3 protein-coding genes are annotated in these 2,743 nt (G+C 62.3%); all 3 read right to left on the bottom strand.

The window, feature by feature from the left end:
• Positions 1–115: 115 nt before the first annotated feature.
• Complete coding sequence (locus IEW19_RS23065; RefSeq protein ID WP_229748750.1) at positions 116–1,153, bottom strand: DUF4192 domain-containing protein; 1,038 nt, start codon at positions 1,151–1,153, stop codon at positions 116–118.
• A 684-nt stretch (positions 1,154–1,837) separates the two neighbouring features.
• Positions 1,838–1,969 carry a hypothetical protein gene (locus IEW19_RS24060; protein ID WP_268236337.1) on the bottom strand — a complete coding sequence of 44 codons (132 nt, stop codon included), beginning with the start codon at positions 1,967–1,969 and terminating at the stop codon, positions 1,838–1,840.
• Between the two features lie 41 nt (positions 1,970–2,010).
• Positions 2,011–2,743, bottom strand: a 733-nt coding sequence (locus IEW19_RS23060; RefSeq protein WP_229748748.1) for a transposase, incomplete at its 5' end; no start/stop codon positions are given.

The following is a 2,743-nucleotide window of genomic DNA, read 5'->3' as shown; positions in this document are numbered from 1 at the left end:
GTCAACCTGATCTGCTCGGTCGTTGGATGTCGGCGCCGTGGCTCGCGGTCATGGCCAGCGGTGGGAATCTCCACAGTCACGGGAGCAGATTGTTTTCGCTTTGCGGGGACAAGAATTACGGAATGTCGAACGGTAGGGCTTTGTAAGCCGTGTTCTTGTTCATGTTCCATCCTGCGACGATGCCGGAGCCGACCATTTGGTCGCTGAGGCGGGCGAGGCGGTAGGCGGGGTCGGTGTCGAGGGCGAGTTGGAGGAATTGGTGTGCTTTGCTTCCTTTGCCTTCCCACCAGTTGATGTAGCCGATGGCGGTGAGGACTGGTGCCGCGTGTTCGGGGGAGGTGCGGGTGTAAGCGTGGAGAAGGAGTTGTTGCGCCCATTCAACGCGCGACCATTTCGGGGCCTCTGTGGTCTGGGCGAACAGGATCTGCTGCATGGGCTCGTCCATCCCCGGAATGTCGGCGATGAGGCGGTCGCGGATGGCGGGGAACTGCAGGTTTGCGACCAGGGCGTGGCAATCATCGTCGCTGGGAAAAGCCGTGGACGCGAGCATGTCACCCCAAAGTTTCCTGCCTTGCTGGAGCGCGGTTCCGCTTTGCTGAAACCTGATTGCTTCCATGTGCCGTTCGACGCCGGCCGCTTTCGAAGCTTCCTGCCCGGCAGGTGGAAGGGTGACGTGTCCGGTGGGTTCGACGAAGCTGCCACGGTAGATGAATTCGGCATTGATCGCGCTGGTTTCGGTGGAACTGACGGGCAAGGCGAGGCTGGTACCTGATTCGCCGTCGTCGTAGGGGGAGAAGGTAGTATTTCCCACGAAGAGTCCGTCCCTGATGGTGATGCCTTGTTCGGCGAGGACGCCGGTGAGCGCGGCGATGGTGGCGGCGTGGGGTTTGCCTGACCCGGGCTGGCAGGGTTCGCTGGTGTAGACGGCGAAGAGAATGGACGTGGCGGTGGTGTCGCTGGTGAGGTAGCGGGCGACGGTGCGTGCGTAGGGGAGTTCGTGACCTGGCTGGCGGGGAAGGTCGATGCGGAGGGTCGCCCCGATGCTGTTGTCGTGCATGGTGATGCAGACCAGGCTTTCCTTGGGCCAGAAGCCGAGGCTGTGCCCAATGAAGCTGAGGACGTCTGATGGTGTCTTGATCGTAAGTTTTTCCATGATCCCGTGATTCCCTTCACCCTTGCGATTGCTGTCTTTCAGCGGTTGTTGGTTGTAGGCGTCGTTCTGATAGGGGACCATCCGCTGGGTTGAGGGGCCGGAGTGCAACTTGGGGGACCGGCGCCGGGGATGAAAACTTGGTCCAGGAGCGAACCGACTCTGGCCTGAGAAGTTTTCGGTTCCGGGGTCGGCGCGGTAGCGCCCTGGTTGCACGGAGGGCCCGCCCAGCGACCATGGGACATATCAGAATGACAAGCAGTTCGTACTTCTGCTTGTCCATCGGCGGCCAAGGACGGGACGGCATGACTGGGCGCGATAAGGCCGGTTCAGGATGGCGTGAGCATCGCGGCTCTGCGTCCTTGTCCAGGTTGGTCTGCTGTACACAGGTGGAATCAGGTCCCGTGTCCCCGGGTCTTGCGGGCAAGAAAATGAGGGCCGGGTGAGTGCCGAAGCTATCAGGACAAAGAAGAACCGCACTCCTTTTACAGAGTGCGGTCGTTGGATTTGAGTTTCTGAGAGGGCCCGAACTGGGTGTGTACATTGATGCTCCTATTGCTGTCAAAGGGTCGCTCGGCCACGCGCTGCGGGGGTTACCTTGGCGCCGCTCCGGCCTCAAGGGTCGCTGTTGCGATCGCTGCGTGACGGCCTGCGGCCCCCTTGACCCCGGATCCTGTGCGGCAATGGTCAGGCGCGCAGCATGCGGGCCGGCAGACGATGTGGCGTCTGGACGATCGCGGGGGACTGGCAGTTGAGCCAGGTTTCGTAGCGTTCGTGGAGGTCGTCGTCGTGGCTGAGCCCGCGTTCGAGTCGAGACAAGGGGGGCCAGGCATGCAGGGCGCCGGCGGCTTGTTGCAGGGTTAGCCGTTTGGCTGTGCGTGTTCTTCGGAGGTTTCAACCATTTGGGGCGGGCGACGGGTGGATAAGTTGGCCGTAGAAGTCCTGGGCGACGTAGCGTTTGAGGCAGCGCATGATTTCCTTAGTGCTTTCCCTTCCTGGCGTCGCCTGGCTAGGTAGGTCCGGGTTTGGCTGTCATAGCGCATTCTTACGAGGACAACGCGGTGGATCGCTTTGTTGGCCAGCCGGTCTCTGGCCCGGTTAAGCCGATGCCGGTTCGTCTTTCCTGATGATGCGGGGATCGGGGCGACGCCGACCAGGGCTGCGAATTTTGCCTCGGTGGTGACGCGTTCGGTGTTATCACCCACGGTGACCAGCAGCTGGCTGGCGACGTCGGTGCCTACGCCGGCGAGGTCGCGCAGCATCGGTGCGTGGAGGGTGAGGATGGCGTCGAGTTCGGCATCGATCAGTGCCAGTTCCTGGTGCAGGTGCCGGTAACGGATGGCGAGTCGTTTGAGTACGGTCGCGGTGCTGGTCAGTGGGTCAGAGGGGACTCCCGACGGTCGTGTTTTCTCCAGTGCAGCCATGAGGGCCGGGCTTGTTGCGGTACGGTACCTGGCGCGGAGGGTTTCGGGTGCGGTTACGAGGATGGCCCTCACTTGTGCCACCACGGCGACCCGTGCCCGCATTGCTGTGGCTCGTTCGGCGCGGAGTACGCGTAGGCATTCCACCGCCCCGTCCCGGGATTTTGGGTTG

The sequence above is a fragment of the Arthrobacter liuii genome, from assembly GCF_014639275.1.
Lineage (GTDB): Bacteria > Actinomycetota > Actinomycetes > Actinomycetales > Micrococcaceae > Arthrobacter > Arthrobacter liuii.
The sequence above is the reverse complement of the archived record's forward strand: the minus strand, read 5'-3'. Positions and strand labels throughout refer to the sequence as shown.

Excerpts from the sequence above, each read along its gene's own strand:
- IEW19_RS23065 (WP_229748750.1), bottom strand. The coding sequence starts at position 1,153 with ATGGAAAAACTTACGATCAAGACACCATCAGACGTCCTCAGCTTCATT.